Source organism: Limnospira sp., from assembly GCF_051859755.1.
Lineage (GTDB): Bacteria > Cyanobacteriota > Cyanobacteriia > Cyanobacteriales > Microcoleaceae > Limnospira > Limnospira fusiformis.
The window spans coordinates 1-3,059 of the sequence record NZ_JBIMLI010000263.1 but is presented as its reverse complement, the minus strand read 5'-3'; the positions used below and the strand labels follow the sequence as shown (position 1 = coordinate 3,059).

The window sequence follows — 3,059 nt, the reverse complement described above, 5'->3', positions numbered from 1 at the left end:
TTGCGGGATACCGCCTCTGTTACCTTAACGGGTAATAGTGCTATCGTCGCATTGTCAGGCAATAGCCGGATAAATGTTGCGTAAATGTATCAGTCCGACCCTAAGTATTGCGATCGCTCGTTTGAACTCACCCACAGGCAACCACTTCGCCACCTGGGTGTTTAATTCTGTCAATGCCAGCGATTATGTCCACCATGACTGTATATGGCCAGAATCCCTCTCACAATTATGGCAAGCCTGGTTAGAAATGTTTTCCCCAGATAGCTTACCCTTAGCGGTGAGTGAGTCAGCCATGAGTGACCCGCAATTTAGTCTACCACCATTATCAGCCGCTCTGGAAACCAAACCCAGCTACAGCAGCCGACTAATGCAACAATTGGGAATAGATTTATGGCAGTGGCTGTTTCAGGGAGCAATTCAAAGCAGTTTCCACCGTTGTCAAGGACTAGCCCTAGGCCAAAAATGTCCGCTGAGAATACGATTAGATGTGCGATCGCCCAATTTAATTCCCCTACCATGGGAAATTATGCAATCACAGGCGGGACAACCAGCCATCTCCCTAAGTCCGAGGCTGTTATTTAGTCGCACTACCTGTGATGTCCAACCATTAAGCGATCGCCCCTTAATCCAAGCCCTAAACATCTTATTAGTTTTAGGTCATAACGACATCCCCCAATGTCAAACCCCACCAGCCACAAATTCCCATGGGCTGGAATTAGAAAAGGAAGCCTCACAAATTGCGGAAGTTTTAGCCAACACCACCGACCCAGGATCTGACTCATCAAGAAGCGATCGGCTACCCTGTTTCATCAAAACACTAATCCAGCCCAGTGTAGCCCAACTAATTACGGAACTAGAAACCCCCCAGCAGCTAGGTCAGATACCGTATAACGTGATCTTCTATGCAGGTCATGGCTTGACGGGTCCTGATGGTGGTTTACTATTTCTACAAGAGCAAACTACCATTAATGGTACAGAATTGGCTCAAGTTCTAGTGCGCTGTGGTATCACTCTAGCGGTATTTAATGCCTGCTGGAGTGCAGTCCCAGCCATGGAATTATCATCGACTCTACAAAACATCACTCTTCCCGCCATTCCCAGCAGCAGCTTGGCTAAAGTATTAATCCATCATGGAGTCCCAGCGGTTTTAGGAATGCGGGACTCCATTACGGACAGCGAAGCCCTCAGTTTTATTCAAACCTTTGCTAGAGCCTTATCAGAAAGGATGCCCATTGATCGGGCTGTAGCGATCGCCAGACAACAGTTGCTGACCCTCTACAAATTCAACCAGCCAGCTTGGACTCTGCCCATATTATATATGCACCCTGAGTTTAATGGCTTCCTAGCCCCCACCGAGGACGCTATTCGCACCCAACTACCCGCCAACTCACCCACGGCGCTAGGATATTGTCTCCCCCGCGCCTATCTGAAACTCCAGCAAACAACTGAGGAAGTCACATCAAAAAGCTGGCTAATAGAAGCCGGACGGGTTCAGATAGGGCGATCGGAACAAAATGATATTGTTTGGCATGAATCATGGATTTCTAATCAACACGCCGAGATTTTCTGTCGCAATGGTAACGGGTCTCCCACCAATCCGCCGACCTACTTTCTGCGAGATTTCTCTCGTTACGGTACTCTAGTTTGGGAGGAACAGAAGCAGCAGTGGCACCGCATTCATCATCAAGAGGTACAACTTTCATCGGGAACTAAGTTAAAATTTGGCAGTTCCCAGGGTCGCATTTGGGAATTTTTGATTGATAGCCCGTAAAACTCTATCCTTATCCTCAGAGAACTTGCGGAATTGCTGCTCTCAGTTTTGTAGCTATGGGTGCGGGATACCATCCCGAACAATTATCCATTATCCGCCTATCCCGAACCTTGGATTATGTTGTCAACAAAGGATGTTACTCAATGACTAAACTTAATTGCCACAATGATGAGACCGCATTGGATTTCTGGTCACTACTGTTAGATGACTCGGAAAATTCTGCCTATCCCTGGAGCCATGAACAAACAGAATCTTATGGCTATTTTGAGGAGGCAGATCTAAACTTGTCTCTGTCACACTGTTTCAGTGACGATGATATAACTCAAAGATCCCAAGTCTTCTTTGAACATATAGAAAATCGGTGGCCGCGGATTTCTCTGTATCAATTATTAGTTGATAAATTAACACTTAATGGCGAGGTAAGTCTCCTATCTCGCATTCCTGAAAATATACTTAGGGGAATATCTAAAGCAGTTGATCAGGATAAGACTTTCCAGAGTCTTGGTGAACAGCTTGTATTTTGCGTTAGTCAAATTTTACCTGAGTGGGACCCGGAAGATTTGCAGGTTCTCGCTCGTCCTATGGTTAATGCTATGCGCGGAAATGACAATCGCGCCCTAGAATCAATATTGACAAAAGTGGGTTCCCAACAATGGCATGAACTCTCACCCGTAGAACAAGCTCGCTTGAGTTTGGCGATCGCTCATTATGCCCTAACTTTGGCAAACACCACCGGAACTTCTTTGCAGGAGAGTTAATCAGATTAATTGATGGGATTTTTCAAAGACTGTTAACAATTGTGGCAATTTTCGCCAAAATATCTGCCAAAAAGTTGACGATATTATAGGGCTTATGGTATCATTGAAGAAATCGCACCCAAGGGGTTATTGTGTCTATACGCAAAAAAAGACGCGATCGCCCTGATTCTATCGTCCCCCCAAATATTATCTGGGCAAAAATTAAAATTCCCGATTATTGGCTATATGGACGAGATAATTGGTAAACCCGCCCGTACAGGGCTACTGTCCTTGGTGATATATATTGGCACAAACTAGGTTTGGTGCATAAGAACTCAGGAAAGGGAACCGGGAAGGTAGGGGGTCAATCTGTTTTGGGTAAAATCGGGAAATATTGATAGGCTAGTAAAAGCTGTAGTGGAATATTCATACACCAGGGGAAAGTAAGTGTCTTTAAGTTATGGTTAATGGTGTCTGTCAGCACCCCCGGCTGAAGCACGGGGGCTTCGTGCCCCCGCTTTCAGGTAGCTGACCAGCTTAAGCCTTAACTG

2 protein-coding genes are annotated in these 3,059 nt (G+C 45.8%); both read left to right on the top strand.

The features are described 5' to 3' along the window. The first annotated feature begins 73 nt into the window (after positions 1-73). Positions 74-1,771 carry a CHAT domain-containing protein gene (locus ACTIE0_RS23615; protein WP_006622500.1) on the top strand — a complete coding sequence of 566 codons (1,698 nt, stop codon included), beginning with the start codon at positions 74-76 and terminating at the stop codon, positions 1,769-1,771. Positions 1,772-1,914: 143 nt separating this feature from the next. Beyond that, positions 1,915-2,529, top strand: coding sequence for a hypothetical protein (locus ACTIE0_RS23610; RefSeq protein ID WP_235720222.1), 615 nt, complete (start codon positions 1,915-1,917; stop codon positions 2,527-2,529). The last annotated feature ends 530 nt before the right edge of the window (positions 2,530-3,059 follow it).

Excerpts from the sequence above, each read along its gene's own strand:
- ACTIE0_RS23615 (WP_006622500.1), top strand. The coding sequence starts at position 74 with ATGTTGCGTAAATGTATCAGTCCGACCCTAAGTATTGCGATCGCTCGT.
- ACTIE0_RS23610 (WP_235720222.1), top strand. The coding sequence starts at position 1,915 with ATGACTAAACTTAATTGCCACAATGATGAGACCGCATTGGATTTCTGG.